The organism is Streptomyces sp. NPDC059832 (genome assembly GCF_042731715.1).
In the GTDB taxonomy this organism is placed as follows: Bacteria; Actinomycetota; Actinomycetes; order Streptomycetales; family Streptomycetaceae; genus Streptomyces.
This window is the reverse complement of sequence record NZ_JBHWIY010000035.1, coordinates 12,527-27,135: the sequence shown is the minus strand read 5'-3', so window position 1 is coordinate 27,135 and position 14,609 is coordinate 12,527. Positions and strand designations below refer to the sequence as shown.

The window sequence follows — 14,609 nt, the reverse complement described above, 5'->3', positions numbered from 1 at the left end:
CGAGGCCAGGAGGGGGTCAAGAGGGTGTCAGGAGGACTTCTTCAGCTCGAAGTGCCAGACACCGGTCAGTTCCTTGCCCTTGGTCTCCACGATGCTGATCTGCGTCTTGTTCGTGGTCTCGCCGGTCTGGCTGGAGAAGAAGGCGCTGCCCGGGATGGACCGGTAGGTCTTCTTGTACGGCTCCTGCTCGGCCTGCTGGCCGTTGATGAACAGGGTCCAGCCGTTGTCCGCGATCTCGGGGTCGACGCCGAAGCGGACCTTGTCGTCCATCGCGACCTCGACGGACTTCTCCGCCTTCTTGTTGAGGCAGCTCTGGTACTCGGACTTCTTGAGCGGCTTGCCGTCGTTGTAGCAGGCAGCCTCGGTGCTCACCGAGTTGCCGCCGACCGTTACGGTCGCGAGCGGCGTCGGCTTGTCGCAGGCGGAGAGGACAAGGAGTCCCGCGGACACGGCACCAAGAGCGACGCCGATTCGGCGGCCCTTACCGGAGAAGAACGCAACGGTCATGGGCCGAAGGCTATCGGTCGCTCCGGCTCACGCCACGCGGGGGTGCGGCGAGCCGCGTCGCGCGGCGCCCAGCAGACCCCGTACGGACGTTGCGGCACCGAGGGCGAGGATGGCCGCGGCGACCGACATGCCCAGTACGCCGTTGAGGGGGAGTGCGATGCCGATGCCGCCGCCGACCACCCAGGCCATCTGGAGCACGGTCTCGGACCGGGCGAACGCGGAGGTGCGCACCTCTTCCGGCACGTCGCGCTGGATCATCGCGTCCAGCGAGAGCTTCGACAGGGCCTGGGTGAAACCCGCGGTGGCGCTGAGCGCGGCGACCATGACCGTGCTGTAGAAGAGCGCGGCGAGCACGGCGACCCCCAGGGCCAGGGCCAGCACCGACGCGACGATCACCTCGGGGCCGCGGGCCCGGAGCCAGGAGCCGACCGCCGTGCCGAGCGCGTTGCCGACGCCGGCCGCGACGCCGACGATGCCGAGCGAGATGGCGGCGCTCTGCCCGGCGAGCGGGTACTCGCGCAGCAGGAACGCCAGGAAGAAGATCAGGAAGCCGGAGAGCGCGCGGTGCGCGGTGTTGGCCTGGAGCCCGTTCAGCACGGACGGGCCGACGGACCGCAGACCGGGCCGTTTCTCGCCGTTCCGCTCCCGGCCCCGAGCCCTGCCCTTCCGGGGCCCCTTCGCCCCGACGGGGGCCGCCGTGCCGTGCGGCGGCACCAGCTGGGCCTTCCGCTCACCCTTCGAGGAGTCGACCTTGTGCGGCAGCGTGAAGGCGAGAACGGTCCCGCCGATGAAGATCGCGCACGCGCCGTACAGCGGCCAGCCGGGCCCGACGGTCTGCAGCCCCGCCCCGATCGGGGCGGCGACACCGGTCGCCAGCAGCCCGGCCAGGGTGACCCGGGAATTCGCCTTCACCAGGGAGAAACGGGGTGGCAGCAGACGCGGCACCACCGCGCTGCGCACGACCCCGTACGCCTTCGAGCAGACCAGGACGCCCAGCGCGGCCGGATACAGCTCCAGGCCGCCGGTGGCGACCGCGCCCGACATGGTGAGCGCGAGCACCGCGCGGGCCAGCATCGCACCGGCCATCGCGGCGCGCCGGCCGTGCGGCAGCCGGTCCAGGAGCGGGCCGATCACGGGGGCGAGAAGGGTGAAGGGCGCCATGGTGACGGCGAGGTAGAGGGCGACCCGGCCGCGGGCCTCGTCCGTCGGCACGGAGAAGAACACCGTCGAGGCGAGCGCGATCGTGATCATCACGTCGCCCGCGCCGTTCACGGCATGCAGTTCGATCAGTTTGCCGAGCCCGGACTCCCCGGCGCCATGGGCGTGCGTCACCTTCCGGATGCCCCTGGCGGTGCCGGTGAACGGCAGGTGGAGGGCATGTCCGACCGCCCGGCCCGTCCTGCGGAGCGGGCCGGGCCCCTCGTGCGACCTGGCGGAAGTCACTTCGTCATAGTGCCCCAGTCCCGGTGGTGGCGAACCGGCATCGGCACGGGGCGCGGTGCACTCCGCCCTGTCGGGCCAGCGATCCGCCCCGGCCGGGCGGGGCGGGCCCGGCACGGAGCCGTGGCCATTCGTGGGCGGCCGAGGGCCGGTCCCCGTAACGGATTCGCAGGGGATTCGCCAGGGATTTGCCGGGGACACGACACCGGATAGGGCCTTGTTTGGGACGGGCAGGTGGGCGGGGGGCGGCGGAGAGGGTAGCGTGCGTAGCGCGCCACCGGCGGTTGTTCTCGGCCGCGCGCCTCTCGGCGATCCCGCAGAATGGGTTGCAGAAGGTGTGCCCGAGGCAGGCAGCAACGGGTGTGGACGTCGACGCGGCCCTCAGGTCCGCTCCGCCCGCATCCGTCATGGCCGAAACCGATGGATGTGCTGGCGCACTCGTGAGACTGGCGTAGGAGAGAAGCGAGACCTGTGAGTGCTGCGACGACGCGAAGCCGTACGGCCCGTACCCCTGTCCCCGACCGTCTGTGCGCCGAGGCGGTAGACCTTGCCCGCGCGGCGGCCGAGGAGGCAGCCGCGCCGGGGGCCGTCGGTGAACATGTGGCCGTGGTCTCCGAGGGAGACCGGGTCGTCACGCACTTCTTCGAGTGCCAGGAGCCCGGCTACCGGGGCTGGCGCTGGGCGGTGACCGTCGCTCGGGCCTCCCGCGCGAAGTACGTCACCCTCGACGAGACGGTGCTGCTGCCCGGCAGCGACGCGCTGCTCGCCCCGGAGTGGGTGCCGTGGAGCGAGCGGCTGCGCCCCGGCGACATGGGGCCCGGCGATCTGCTGCCCACCGAGGCGGACGACATCCGCCTGGAGCCCGGCTACACCGGCGAGGACGAGCCGCCGCCGAACTCCGCGGTCTCCGAGGTGTCGCAGGAGATGGCCGACCTCGTCGACGTGGAGGACGCGGAGCTGACGACGCGCCCCGCGACGACGAGCCGGGGCTCGATCGGGGCGGTCGCGGACGAGCTCGGCATGCGGCGGGCGCGGGTGCTGTCCCGGTACGGGCTGCATGCGGCGGCCGACCGGTGGGACGAGGCGTTCGGCGCGAAGACGCCGATGGCCCAGGCGGCGCCGGCCTCGTGCGTCAGCTGTGCCTTCCTGGTGCCGCTGGCGGGTTCGCTCAAGCAGGCGTTCGGGGTGTGCGCGAACGAGTTCGGTCCGGCGGACGGGCGGGTCGTGTCGCTGGCGTACGGGTGCGGTGGGCATTCGGAGGCGGCGGTGATGCCGAAGCCGCCGAAGCCGGCGCCGCACGCGCTGGACACGATGCAGGTGGACGAGTATCCGTTGCGGCCGGCCCGGGACTCCGGCTCGGTCCCGGCGGAGCCGGACGCGCCGACGGAGGACCTCGGCCACTCGTAGGCGGTGGCCGGGGGCGTGGCTTCCCGCGGGCCGCGGGTGCGGGCTGCTCCGGCGGGCCGGGGCCGTCCTCAATCGCCGGACGGGCTTGAGCGGGATGCCGGGCGCCCCGGCGGACCGCCCTGTCCTCAATCGCCGGAGGGCTCGACTCTGCCGTCTGCCCGGGGATTTTCCCGCCCGCCCGGAGAATTTCCTGCCCGGCCAGGGATTTTGCCGACCGTTCAGGGATTTTCCGCTCATTCGGGGTTTTTCCCGCCCCCGGAGACTTTCCGCGCGTTCGGGTATTTCCCGCTGCCCGGTATTTCCCGCCCGCCCGGCGATCCCAGCCCGTCAGGCGATTGGGGATCGAGGACGGAACCCTTGCCGTGGTGGGCGCCGCGACCCCGGCCGTGATCCGCCGGACCGGCCCTGGGGGCGGAGCCAAGGGCTCGAACCGGCCGATGCGCTGTTCCGCGGCCCCCGTCCGGTGCGAGGACCCGGTACCTTCGGGCGCACACTTGGCGGCATGGGCAGTGCGTAACCGGAAAGAGTGGAGTCAGAGCGTGAGCATGAATGCGACCGAGGGGGCCGATCCGTTCGGGACCGCACGGCTGCGGCGCGGTGTGCTCGACGCCTGGGGCGCCGGCCCCGCCAGGTTCCGCGAGGACGCCAACGCCGAGGAGGACCTCGCGCTCGGCGGCTACCGCGACCGCCTCGTCGTCGAGCTGGCCCAGAACGCCGCCGACGCCGCCGCCCGCGCACAGGTCCCCGGCCGGCTCCGCCTCACCCTGCGCCCGGCGACCCCGGACACCCCCGCGGTCCTCGCCGCCGCCAACACCGGCGCGCCCCTCGACGCCACCGGCGTGGAGTCGCTCTCCACCCTGCGCGCCTCCGCCAAGCGCGAGGGGCACGAAGGAGCCGTCGGCAGGTTCGGCGTCGGGTTCGCCGCCGTGCTCGCGGTGAGCGACGAGCCCGCCGTCGTCGGTCGGCACGGCGGCATCCGCTGGTCCCTCGCCGAGGCCCGCGACCTCGCCGCGCGGGCGGCCGTCGCCAGCCCCGGCCTCGGCGACGAACTGCGCCGCCGCGACGGCCACGTACCCCTGCTCCGGCTTCCGCTGCCCGCCGAGGGCACCGCACCCGACGGGTACGACACCGTCGTCGTCCTCCCGCTGCGCGACGGCGGCGCCGAGGACCTCGTGCTCCGGCTGCTCGACGCGGTCGACGACGCCCTGCTGCTCACCCTGCGCGGCCTCGACGAGATCGTGATCGAGACCCCGGGCTCCGTACGGACGCTGAGCCGCTCCGAGCACGGCCCGTACACCCACGTCGAGGACTCCGCGCACGGCACGAACCGCTGGCGCACCGTCACCCACCACGGCCCGGTCGAGCCCGCCCTGCTCGCCGACCGTCCACGCGAGGAACGGCTGCGCCCGCACTGGTCGGTCACCTGGGCGGTCCCGGTGGACGCGGAGGGCGCCCCGGTGCGCCCCCGCACCCTCCCGGTCGTCCACGCGCCGACGCCCACCGACGAACCCCTCGGCATCCCCGCGCTGCTCATCGCCTCGCTGCCGCTCGACACCGCCCGCCGCCACTTCGCGCCGGGACCGCTCACCGACTTCCTGGTGCAGCGCGCCGCCGACGCGTACGCCGAACTGCTCGCCGGCTGGCAGCCGGTGTCCGTCGACACCATCGACCTCGTACCGGGGCCGCTCGGCAAGGGCGAACTGGACGGTGCGCTGCGCGGCGCGATCCTGGAGCGGCTGCCGCGCATCGCGTTCCTGGCGCCCGCCGCCCCGCGCGACACCACCGCCGAGGTGGTCCGGTGGGACAGCTGGGATGTGCAGGCGGACGGCCTCGCCGAGGCGGCCACCACGGCGCTGCGGCCCATCGAGGCCGAAGTGCTGGAAGGCGTCGGCGCCGAGACGGTACGGGTGCTCGCCGAGGTCCTGCCGTGTCTGCTGCCCGCCGGACTGGAACGCCGCAGCGAGCTGCGCACGCTCCAGGTCGCCCGGGTCCCGCTGACCGAGGCGATCGACCGGCTCGCCGGTCTGGAACGCGACCCCGGCTGGTGGCGGCGGCTGTACGACAGCCTGTCCGGCATCGACCCGGACCGCCTCTCCGGCCTGCCCGTACCGCTGGCCGGGACCCCGGAGACCACGGACCCCGGCACCCCCGCCGTGCCCCGCACCACCATCGGGCCCCGCCAGGTCCTCCTCCCGCTTCCCGACGCAGCTGCCGGACCGGTGCTGGAACGCCTCGCCCGGCTCGGGCTGAAGGTCGCCCACCCGGACGCCGCCCACCCGCTGCTGGAGAAGCTGGGCGCCCTGCCCGCCACCCCGCGCGCCGTGCTGACGACCCCGCAGGTGCGGGCCGCCGTCGCCGGATCGCTGGACGCGGGCGAGATCTGGGACGAGGACGCGCTGGACGGCGACGAGCTCGCCGAGACCGTCCTCACCCTCGTCCGGGACGCCGAACTGGCACCCGGCGACGAGCCCTGGCTCGGCGCGCTCGCCCTCCCCGACGAGGACGGCGAACCGGCCCCCGCCGGTGAACTCGTGCTGCCCGCGAGCCCGTTCGCCGCCATCATGCGAGAGGGTGAACTGGCGCTCTGCGACCAGGAGCTGGCCGACCGCTGGGGCGAGCAGCCGCTCACCGCCTGCGGCGTGCTGGCCACCTTCGCCCTCGTACGGGCCACCGACGTGGTGCTGGACCCGGACGAACTGGAGCCGCGCGAGGGCGACTTCGCCGAGCCCGACGACGCCGGTCTGCTGGACGCGGTGGACGTGTGGTGCGAGGACATCCTCGACCAGCTGCCCGACACCCCCGTGCCGCCGGTCGCCACCGAGATCGTCGCCGTCCGCGATCTGGACCTGGTCGACGACGAGGCCTGGCCGCAGGCGCTCGCCATGCTCGCCCGGCCGCCGCTGCGCGACGCGCTGACCCAGCCGGTGCGGGTGCTGCTGCCGGACGGCACCACGCAGTCGGTGCGCCCCTACACGGCCTGGTGGCTGCGCGACCACCCGGTGCTCGACGGTCGCCGTCCCGCCGGACTGCGGGCCGCGGGCGGCGACCCCCGGCTGGCCGGGCTGTACGACTCCGCCGACGCGACCGGCTTCGACGACGCGCAGGTGCTGCGCGCCCTCGGCGTACGGACGTCCGTGGCCGCCCTGCTGGACGAGCCGGGCGGCGCCGCCGAACTCCTCGGCCGGCTCGCGGACGAGGACCGCCCGGTCGGCCCCGTGCAACTGCACTCCCTGTACACGGCCCTGGCCGATCTCGACCCGGAACAGGTCACGCTGCCGGACGAACTGCGGGCCGTGGTCGACGGCGAGGTACGGGTCGTCGACGCGGCGGACGCCGTGATCGCGGACGCCCCCGATCTGCTGCCGCTCACCGACGGGCTCCCGCTGCTCCCGGTCGCCCCGACGCGCGCGGCCGAGCTGGCCGAGCTGTTCCAGGTGCGCCGGCTCGGCGAGAGCGTCGAGGCGGAGGTGTCGACGGAGGGCGAGGAGCATCACGTACCGGACGCGGTACGGGCCCTGCTCGGCGCAGGGACTCCGGACGCGTACGTCGAACACGGGGAACTGCGCGCGGGCGGCGTCGAACTGGACTGGCGCCGGGCCCCCGACGGCACGGTCCACGCCGCCACGCTGGAGGGCGTCGCGGCGGGCCTGGCCTGGGCGGCGGGGCAGTGGCCGCGCCGCTTCGAGGTCGCGGCGCTGCTGGAGGATCCGTCCCGTACGGAGGAGCTGGCCCGGGACCGCTGGTTCGACTGACGGGCCCCGACCGATGCGCATCGGGGCCGGGCATATGGAATGTCCGCAAGAAATCCCCAATGACCGCACAACCCTTCACGTTTGAGGATGGTCTCGTCTGTGAAGCCATCAGGCTTCGCAGACGATCTTGGGCCTGCGGGCGGTCATGTTCCGCGGGCCCCTTCTCCAACTTGGGGAATGAACATGCGCATTCGTGCCACCGTGGCCGCCGTCAGCGGCGCCCTGGCTCTTTCCGCCCTCGTCGTACCGTCGGCCGCCCAGGCCGACGACGCGCACGCCGCGATCGGCTCCGTCGCCGATGCCGCGCGTGCGGCCCAGTCCGATTCCGCCGTGCAGTCCGGCGCGAAGTCCGGCGCACGCTCCCTCGCGGTCGCGAACACCGTGGGCCAGCTCAACCTCACCTTCTCCAAGTTCACGGTGAACGGCGGCAAGCCGATCGCCGTGGGCACCGCCGCCACGAAGATCGTGCCGACCACGTTCACCGTGACGCACGGCGCCGACGTGAACATCTTCGCCTCGAACTTCGAGCTGGGCGTCAGCCTCTACCGCGGTTCGTTCGACACCCCGACGAACGAGCTGTACGGCGATGTCGCCCCCACCTGCAAGAAGGTTTCCTCCACGGTCGCCACCTGCACGGGCCGGATCGCCGTCTCGCCCGTCTACGACCTGATCGGCAACTCCGACGCCACCACGTGGAAGGGGGTGGGCTTCGCCGTCGACTACAACGGCCAGAACCCGAACAACCCCGACCCCTCCCAGATCGGGTTCGCGCTCCAGGACGGCCTGGGCAACACCAGGGTCCAGCGCTTCTCGAAGCTGACCGTCGACGCTGCTCCGGAGCCCGTCAAGAAGGGCAAGACCATCACGGTCACCGGGAAGCTGTCGCGGGCCAACTTCGACGACCTGAAGTACCACGGCTACGCCACGCAGTCCGTGAAGCTCCAGTTCCGCAAGAAGACCAGCTCCACGTACACCACGATCAAGACGATCAAGACGAGCAGCACCGGCACCCTGAAGACCACGGTCAAGGCCTCGGTCGACGGTTACTGGCGCTACAGCTTCGCGGGTACGGCCAGCACGCCGGCCGTCACCACCGCCGGCGACTTCGTCGACGTGAAGTAGTCCCACCAGGTCACATCGGTCACATCGGCCGCACCGGGCCGCAACCGTGGCCATCCGCGGCCATCCATGGCCACCTGTGATCACCCGTGAACAGCGGGATCCCTCCGCGAGGGGTCCCGCTGTTCACGCATCCGTCCCGTGCATCCCCATCCGGCCCCCAAGGCCTTTCTCCACGGAGAAACCCATGCGCATACGTGCCACTGTCGCCGCAGCCTCCGGCGCCCTGGTCCTGTCCGCCCTCGCCGTTCCGGCGGCGCACGCGGCAACGGCCGATCCCGTCATCTCCAAGGTCACCGTCAACGGTGGCAAGGACGTCGTCCTGGGGACGACGGCGCCGAAGACCGTCACCGTCTCGGTCACCGCCTCGCACGCCTCCGGCATCGAATCCGGCTGGCTGCTCCTGTGGCACGGGAAGGACCTGGACGAGGGCCTGGACGGCGTGCTGACGCCGAACGAGGACGATGCGACCTGCAAGGCCGCCAGCGCCACCACCAGCACCTGCTCGCTCACCATCACGATCGACCCGAGGGTCGACCTCACGAAGAACGTGCAGGCGGGCTCCTGGCACATCCTCACGGGTGCGGAGGCCAAGGACGGCTCCAGCACGTACTACGACTCCTACGCCACGGCGAGGATCCAGCGGCTGTCCAAGCTGACCGTCAACGCCTCGCCGGAGCCGGTGAAGAAGGGCAAGACGATCACGGTCGCCGGGAAGCTGTCGCGGGCCAACTGGGAGGACCACGCCTACCACGGCTACACCGGCCAGCCCGTGAAGCTCCAGTTCCGCAAGAAGACCAGCTCCACGTACACCACGGTCAAGACGATCAGGACGAACAGCACCGGCACCCTGAAGACCACGGTCAAGGCCTCGGTCGACGGTTACTGGCGCTACAGCTTCGCGGGTACGTCCACCACCCCGGCCGTCACCACCGCGGGCGACTTCGTCGACGTGAAGTAGCGGCGGCGCGGGGGACGGAGCTCTACACCGGGAAGCGTCGGCCGACCAGCCGCCAGGCGTACTCCAGGCCGGCCGACGCCACCACCGCGATGGCCACCGCGGTCCACGGCATCGTCGTTCCCACCAGCTTCAGCGCGAAGAAGTCCTGCAGCCACGGCACCACCAGCACGACCAGGAACGCCAGCCCCATCGCCAGCACCAGGCCGATCCGCCACCAGGTGTACGGGCGGGCGATGATCGCCAGCACCCACATCGAGACCAGGAACAGCGTGAGCGTGGCCGCGCTGGTCTCCGCGTCGAGGGCACCCGTACCGGAGTAGTGGTGCCGGGCGATCAGATACGTCACGAAGGTGGCGACGGCCGCGATGACGCCCGACGGGATCGCGTACCGCATGACCCGGCGCACGAAGTGCGGATGCGCCCGTTCCTTGTTGGGGGCCAGCGCCAGGAAGAACGCCGGGATGCCGATCGTCAGCGTCGACAGCAGGGTCAGATGGCGCGGCAGGAACGGGTAGTCGACCTGGAAGCAGACCACCAGGACCGCGAGCAGCACCGAGTAGACGGTCTTGGTCAGGAACAGGGTGGCGACCCGGGTGATGTTGCCGATCACCCGGCGGCCCTCGGCGACGACGGACGGCAGCGTCGCGAAGCTGTTGTTGAGCAGCACGATCTGGGCGACGGCCCGGGTCGCCTCGGAGCCCGAACCCATGGAGACGCCGATGTCGGCGTCCTTCAGCGCCAGTACGTCGTTGACGCCGTCGCCGGTCATGGCGACGGTGTGGCCGCGGGACTGGAGGGCGGCGACCATGTCCCGCTTCTGCTGCGGGGTGACCCGGCCGAAGACCGCGTTCTCCTCCATGGCCGTGGCCATGTCGTCCGGATCGGTGGGCATCCGGCGCGCGTCCAGGGTGTGCTCGGCGCCCGGCAGACCCAGCTTCCCCGCGACCGCGCCGACGGAGACCGCGTTGTCGCCGGAGATGACCTTGGTGGCGACCCGCTGGTCGGCGAAGTACGCCAGAGTCTCCCCGGCATCGGGCCGCAACCGCTGCTCCAGGACGACCAGTGCGCTCGGTACGGCCCCGGCCGCGATGTCCGGCCCGTCGAGCGCACCCTGTGCGCGGGCCAGCAGCAGCACCCGCAGGCCCTGCTCGTTGAGCTGCTCGATCTCGGCGAGCGCCGGGTCCTGCTCGGGCAGCAGCACATCGGGGGCGCCGAGCAGCCAGGACGACTCCCGGCCGCCGCCCTCGTCGAACGCGGCGCCGCTGTACTTGCGGGCCGAGGAGAACGGCAGCGTCTGGGTGCACAGCCACTCCTCGCCGTCCGGGTAGGCGTCGACGATGGCCTGGAGGCTGGCATTGGGCCGCGGGTCGGACGAGCCGAGGGCGCCCAGCACGCTGCGTATGTACGTGTCGTCCGCACCGCCCAGCGTCCGCACCTCGGTGACGTCCATGCCGCCCTCGGTGAGGGTGCCGGTCTTGTCCAGGCAGACGACGTCGACCCGGGCCAGGCCCTCGATGGCGGGGAGCTCCTGCACCAGGCACTGCTTGCGGCCGAGCCGTACGACCCCGATCGCGAAGGCGACCGAGGTGAGCAGCACCAGGCCCTCGGGGATCATCGGGACGATGCCGCCGACGGTCCGGGCGATCGATCCCTTGAGGTTGTTGTCGTTGACGACGAACTGGCTGATGATCAGGCCGATCGCGGTCGGCACCATCATCCAGGTGACGTACTTGAGGATCGTGGAGATGCCGGTGCGCAGCTCGGACTGGACGAGGGTGAAGCGGGACGCCTCCTCGGCGAGCTGGGCGGCGTAGGCCTCGCGGCCGACCTTGGTGGCGGTGAAGGCGCCGCCGCCCGCGACGACGAAGCTGCCGGACATCACCGGGTCGCCGGGGTGCTTCAGCACCGGGTCTGCCTCGCCGGTGAGCAGCGACTCGTCGATCTCCAGGCTGTCGGCCTCGGCGACCGTGCCGTCCACGACCGCCTTGTCGCCGGGGCCCAGCTCGATGAGATCGCCGAGGACGATCTCGGAGGTGGATATCTCGGCCGAGACCCCGTCCCGCCGCACCGTGGGTTTCGCCTCGCCGATGACCGCGAGGCTGTCCAGGGTCTTCTTGGCCCGCCACTCCTGGATGATGCCGATGCCGGTGTTGGCGATGATCACGAAGCCGAAGAGGCTGTCCTGGACCGGCGCGACGAACAGCATGATCAGCCAGAGCACGCCGATGATCAGGTTGAACCGGGTGAAGACGTTGGCGCGGACGATCTCGCGGACGGAGCGGGACGAGCGCACGGGTACGTCGTTGACCTCGCCGCGGGCGATCCGCTCGGCCACCTCGGCCGCGGTCAGCCCGCGTGGGTCCACCGCCGGGGCAGGCAGCTTCACCGGGTGGACCGGGTCGAGCTCGGCCCCGGCGTCGATCATGGCCGAACCGGGGTGACCGGTGGAGCCGGTTGCTTCGGGAGTCTGCTCGCCGAAGGAATGGGATGCCCGCTGCGTCATGGTTTCGACGGTACGGGGGGATGGTCCGGTTCACCCACTGAGGGGTCCGAAGATCAGACCGGGGGAGGAGGGGAATGGTCCTGCGGTGGTACGAGGACCCGGTGCCGCACTGTCAGGCGGTGGCGCCCGGCGCGCCCTCGGCGCCCGTTCCGGTGCCGGACGATCCGTCGGCCTCGGCGGCCGCCCGCTTGATCGCGGCGTCCCGTCCCCGTACGTACCAGATGCCGATCAGGCCGAGCCCCGCACCGGCCAGGCAGGTCCACACCCACCACAGGTGCCCGTGGTCGTCGAACCAGCCGTAGAACGGGAGCTGGACCAGGAAGAGGGCGAACCAGAGGATCGTGCCGCCGGTGATGGTGGCGACGACGGGCCCCTCCAGGGGCTCGGGTGCCTCGTGCTTCGGTGTCCACTTCGCCATGACCTCAGTGTATGGGGCCCCCATGCGCGAAGCCCTCCCGGTCCAGGCGGCCCAAGGGTCTACGCGCGGAGATAGCGATCTTCGCCTTATGTATTCATACTGAATCTGCTTACGGCTGACTCGAATTATTCGTGTAAAAGTCCAAAGCTGACCACTTTCACTCCCCCTCTACGTACGACTGAGGTCATACATGTCCCCCTCGGCCACCGCTCCGGTCGATGCCAGTCAGCCCATGGCTCCGCAGCCACAAGGCGGCCTGGATCGTTTCTTCAAGATCTCCGAGCGGGGGTCGTCGGTTGCACGCGAGATCCGCGGCGGATTCGCCACGTTCTTCGCGATGGCGTACATCATCGTGCTGAACCCGATCATTCTCGGCAGCGCCAAGGACATGTACGGCCATCAGCTCGACGGTGGCCAGCTGGTCACCGCCACCGTGCTGACCGCCGCGTTCTCCACGCTCCTGATGGGCGTCATCGGCAACGTGCCGATCGCGCTGGCGGCCGGCCTCGGCGTCAACACCGTCGTGGCCCTCCAGCTCGCCCCCCGGATGAGCTGGCCGGACGCGATGGGCATGGTCGTCCTCGCGGGCATCGTGGTGATGCTGCTGGTCGCGACCGGACTGCGGGAACGCGTGATGCATGCCGTGCCGACCTCGCTCCGCAAGGGCATCGCGATCGGCATCGGCCTCTTCATCCTGCTGATCGGCCTGGTCGACTCGGGCTTCGTCTCCCGTGTCCCGGACGCCGCGCACACCACCGTGCCGCTCCAGCTCGGCGGCGACGGCCACCTCATCGGCTGGCCGGTCCTGGTCTTCATCCTCGGCGCGCTGCTCACCCTCGCGCTGATCGTCCGCAAGGTGCCGGGCGCGATCCTGATCTCCATCGTCGCGATGACGGTCGTCGCGATGATCATCGACGCGGTCGCCGATCTGCCGGGCCAGGCGTGGGGGCTGACCGTCCCGCAGTGGCCGGGCAATCCGGTAGCCACCCCGGACTTCGGACTGATCGGCAAGGTCAGCCTGTTCGGGGGATTCAGCAAGGTGGGCGTGCTCACCGGCATCCTGTTCGTCTTCACCGTGCTGCTGTCCTGCTTCTTCGACGCGATGGGCACCATCCTCGGTGTCGGCGACGAGGCGAAGCTGACGGACAAGGACGGCAACTTCCCCGGCATCAACAAGGTGCTGTTCGTGGACGGCATCGCGGTCGCCGCGGGCGGTGCGAGCTCCGCCTCCGCGGGCACCTGCTTCGTGGAGTCCACGGCAGGTGTCGGCGAGGGCGCCCGCACCGGCTTCGCGAGCATCGTGACGGGCCTGCTGTTCACGGTGGCGCTGTTCCTGACGCCGCTGGCGACCATGGTCCCGTCGCAGGCGGCCACCCCCGCGCTGCTGGCGGTGGGCTTCCTGATCATCTCGGGCTCGGTGCGGGACATCGACTGGAGCGACTACACGCTCGCCATCCCGGCCTTCCTCGCCATGCTGATGATGCCGTTCACGTACTCGATCACCAACGGCATCGGCATCGGCTTCATCGCCTTCTCCGTGCTGCGGGTGGTGGCCGGACGCTGGCGCGAGGTGCCGGTGCCCATGTACGTGGTGTCGGCGGTCTTCGTCTTCTACTACGCGATGCCGGCCCTCGGCCTCACGTGACCTCTTCGGCCCTGATCCCCGCGGTCCCCTCCGGGCCGTAGAACCTCTCCGTCTCGTCGACGGCCGCCTTGAAGCGCTCGTCGAAATCATCGCGAATGAGCGTCCGGACCACATAGTCCTGGACGCTCATTCCGCGTTTGGCGGCATGCTGCCGGAGCCGGTCGAGCAGCTCACCGTCTATCCGCAGGCTGAGCACAGTCGATCCCATGGCAAGCAGGGTTACGGCCCGCCGCGTCGTTTCGCGTCACTTTCCGGATCCGACTCACTCGTTCGGGTGATCGATTGGGTGAAGTGCCTCTCGCGCGTGTACCACGAATGGTCTTTAGGGTAGGTAATGAGTTACGCTAATAAACATGCCTGACCTGATCCACGACGGCGACAGTGCGGCCGCCGTGAGCTCCCTTCGCTCCGCCGTGATGCTGCTCAGCCGACGCCTCAAGCACCAGCGTGTCGACGAGTCGCTGAGCCCCACCGAGATGTCGGTGCTCGGCACGCTCGCCAGGTGCGGCTCGGCCACACCGGGCGAGCTGGCCCGCAAGGAGCATGTGCAGCCTCCGTCGATGACTCGCATCGTCGCGCTGCTGGAAGCGAAGGGGCTGGTCAGGCTGGAACCGCACCCCGATGACCGTCGCCAGAAGGTGGTCAGCCAGACCGAGCAGGCGGAAGCCATGCTCGAAGAGAGCCGCTCCAAGCGGAACGCCTGGCTGACCGCCCTCGCCGAGGGCCTGGACGAGGACGAGTGGGCGACGCTCCGCAAGGCGGCGCCCGTGCTGGAGAAGCTCGCCCACCTGTAGCGGGGCGGGCCGCGCCGGACCACAGCCGGCGCACCGCCCGCACCGCCGCACCCCGTCAGTCAG

The 14,609-nt window shown here is 71.2% G+C and carries 11 protein-coding genes; 6 read left to right on the top strand and 5 right to left on the bottom strand.

Going from position 1 to position 14,609, the window contains the following annotated elements:
- Positions 1 to 27 precede the first annotated feature (27 nt).
- Both ACFV8T_RS37355 and ACFV8T_RS37350 read right to left on the bottom strand, forming a co-directional pair.
- Positions 28 to 507: a DUF2771 domain-containing protein gene (locus ACFV8T_RS37355; RefSeq protein WP_385336220.1), complete on the bottom strand. Its 480-nt coding sequence runs from the start codon at positions 505 to 507 to the stop codon at positions 28 to 30.
- Between the two features lie 27 nt (positions 508 to 534).
- Positions 535 to 1,950, bottom strand: a complete 1,416-nt coding sequence (locus ACFV8T_RS37350) for an MFS transporter (RefSeq protein ID WP_385336218.1) — start codon at positions 1,948 to 1,950, stop codon at positions 535 to 537.
- Between the two features lie 468 nt (positions 1,951 to 2,418).
- On the opposite strand from ACFV8T_RS37350, the gene ACFV8T_RS37345 reads away from it, so the two are divergent.
- From ACFV8T_RS37345 to ACFV8T_RS37330, 4 genes are all read left to right on the top strand, one after another.
- The gene (locus ACFV8T_RS37345; protein ID WP_385336216.1) at positions 2,419 to 3,354 is read left to right on the top strand and encodes a DUF3027 domain-containing protein; all 936 of its coding nucleotides are present in this window, start codon (positions 2,419 to 2,421) and stop codon (positions 3,352 to 3,354) included.
- Positions 3,355 to 3,899: 545 nt separating this feature from the next.
- The gene (locus tag ACFV8T_RS37340) at positions 3,900 to 7,106 is read left to right on the top strand and encodes a sacsin N-terminal ATP-binding-like domain-containing protein (protein ID WP_385336320.1); all 3,207 of its coding nucleotides are present in this window, start codon (positions 3,900 to 3,902) and stop codon (positions 7,104 to 7,106) included.
- A 183-nt stretch (positions 7,107 to 7,289) separates the two neighbouring features.
- On the top strand, positions 7,290 to 8,228 hold the full coding sequence (locus ACFV8T_RS37335; protein ID WP_385336214.1) for a hypothetical protein: 939 nt from the start codon (positions 7,290 to 7,292) through the stop codon (positions 8,226 to 8,228).
- A gap of 184 nt (positions 8,229 to 8,412) precedes the next feature.
- Positions 8,413 to 9,186 carry a DUF5707 domain-containing protein gene (locus tag ACFV8T_RS37330; RefSeq protein WP_385336212.1) on the top strand — a complete coding sequence of 258 codons (774 nt, stop codon included), beginning with the start codon at positions 8,413 to 8,415 and terminating at the stop codon, positions 9,184 to 9,186.
- Positions 9,187 to 9,208: 22 nt separating this feature from the next.
- Here the strand turns inward: ACFV8T_RS37330 and ACFV8T_RS37325 are convergent, their stop codons facing one another.
- Positions 9,209 to 11,689 carry an HAD-IC family P-type ATPase gene (locus tag ACFV8T_RS37325; RefSeq protein WP_385336210.1) on the bottom strand — a complete coding sequence of 827 codons (2,481 nt, stop codon included), beginning with the start codon at positions 11,687 to 11,689 and terminating at the stop codon, positions 9,209 to 9,211.
- A 112-nt stretch (positions 11,690 to 11,801) separates the two neighbouring features.
- Entirely contained in the window at positions 11,802 to 12,107 is a 306-nt protein-coding gene (locus tag ACFV8T_RS37320) for a DUF2530 domain-containing protein (protein WP_385336208.1), read from the bottom strand.
- A gap of 190 nt (positions 12,108 to 12,297) precedes the next feature.
- Here ACFV8T_RS37320 and ACFV8T_RS37315 point away from each other — a divergent pair, with 190 nt between their 5' ends.
- Positions 12,298 to 13,752 (top strand): NCS2 family permease, encoded by a 1,455-nt coding sequence (locus tag ACFV8T_RS37315; RefSeq protein ID WP_385336206.1) that lies wholly within the window; start codon positions 12,298 to 12,300, stop codon positions 13,750 to 13,752.
- Here the strand turns inward: ACFV8T_RS37315 and ACFV8T_RS37310 are convergent.
- On the bottom strand, positions 13,745 to 13,960 hold the full coding sequence (locus ACFV8T_RS37310; protein WP_072485765.1) for a ribbon-helix-helix protein, CopG family: 216 nt from the start codon (positions 13,958 to 13,960) through the stop codon (positions 13,745 to 13,747). The genes ACFV8T_RS37315 and ACFV8T_RS37310 overlap by 8 nt on opposite strands.
- A 145-nt stretch (positions 13,961 to 14,105) precedes the next feature.
- Between ACFV8T_RS37310 and ACFV8T_RS37305 the strand changes: the two genes are divergently transcribed.
- A complete protein-coding gene (locus tag ACFV8T_RS37305; RefSeq protein ID WP_266415935.1) occupies positions 14,106 to 14,546 on the top strand; it encodes a MarR family winged helix-turn-helix transcriptional regulator in 441 nt (146 codons plus the stop codon).
- The last annotated feature ends 63 nt before the right edge of the window (positions 14,547 to 14,609 follow it).

Bases quoted from the DNA above. Each gene is read 5' to 3' on its own strand.
- ACFV8T_RS37355 (WP_385336220.1), bottom strand. From the start codon at position 507: ATGACCGTTGCGTTCTTCTCCGGTAAGGGCCGCCGAATCGGCGTCGCT.
- ACFV8T_RS37340 (WP_385336320.1), top strand. From the start codon at position 3,900: ATGAATGCGACCGAGGGGGCCGATCCGTTCGGGACCGCACGGCTGCGG.
- ACFV8T_RS37335 (WP_385336214.1), top strand. From the start codon at position 7,290: ATGCGCATTCGTGCCACCGTGGCCGCCGTCAGCGGCGCCCTGGCTCTT.
- ACFV8T_RS37330 (WP_385336212.1), top strand. From the start codon at position 8,413: ATGCGCATACGTGCCACTGTCGCCGCAGCCTCCGGCGCCCTGGTCCTG.
- ACFV8T_RS37325 (WP_385336210.1), bottom strand. From the start codon at position 11,689: ATGACGCAGCGGGCATCCCATTCCTTCGGCGAGCAGACTCCCGAAGCA.
- ACFV8T_RS37320 (WP_385336208.1), bottom strand. From the start codon at position 12,107: ATGGCGAAGTGGACACCGAAGCACGAGGCACCCGAGCCCCTGGAGGGG.
- ACFV8T_RS37315 (WP_385336206.1), top strand. From the start codon at position 12,298: ATGTCCCCCTCGGCCACCGCTCCGGTCGATGCCAGTCAGCCCATGGCT.
- ACFV8T_RS37310 (WP_072485765.1), bottom strand. From the start codon at position 13,960: ATGGGATCGACTGTGCTCAGCCTGCGGATAGACGGTGAGCTGCTCGAC.
- ACFV8T_RS37305 (WP_266415935.1), top strand. From the start codon at position 14,106: ATGCCTGACCTGATCCACGACGGCGACAGTGCGGCCGCCGTGAGCTCC.